This is a genomic window from Vibrio sp. 1069 (genome assembly GCF_033340555.1).
Genome location: NZ_JAWOWP010000386.1, coordinates 1 through 697 on the forward strand (window position 1 = coordinate 1; position 697 = coordinate 697).

A 697-nucleotide genomic window follows, 5' to 3' on the forward strand; every position below is an offset into this window, starting at 1 on the left:
CCCGATGGAAAGGTAAACGCGATAGATACTGACTATCAAATTGGTCAGGATAACGTTGCGTTAAAAGTCGGCCCATTCGGCTTAGACATTCACAACCGAGTTTTCGCAATTTCTGGGATGGCTATCGTCCTCTTTGTTGTGGCAACGCTAACTTTTCGCCAACAAGTTGAACCCTTTTTCGCTGGCTTACGTGCTTGGCTAGTATCCAATCTTGACTGGTTCTTTCTTGCTTCTGGCAACGTATTTGTCATTGTCTGCTTGGTCTTGATTGTGACACCGCTTGGCCGAGTTCGAATTGGTGGTACTGAAGCGACACCAGATTACTCTTATGCAGGCTGGCTAGCGATGTTGTTCGCAGCCGGTATGGGCATCGGATTAGTGTTTTTTGGTGTGTCTGAGCCAATGTCGCACTTCAGCTCTGCACTTGGCGGCGTGAACATTGAAAATGGTGTGCGCACCGACTGGGCACCACTTGGTGGTGCGGTTGGTGATACAGATGCTGCATCTGCGCTTGGTATGGCTGCGACCATTTACCACTGGGCACTTCACCCTTGGTCGATTTATGCGTTGTTGGCCCTTGGCTTAGCGATTTTTTCGTTCAACAAAGGGTTGCCACTGACCATGCGTTCCATCTTCTACCCGCTATTTTGTGAACGAGTTTGGGGCTGGGTAGGGCATGTTATCGACATTCTTGCGG

At 49.5% G+C, this 697-nt stretch carries 1 protein-coding gene; it reads left to right on the top strand.

Annotated features, from left to right (window positions below; all coding sequences use genetic code 11):
• A partial coding sequence (locus tag R7040_RS26690) for a BCCT family transporter (protein WP_318097616.1) occupies positions 1-697 on the top strand: 697 nt, incomplete at both ends.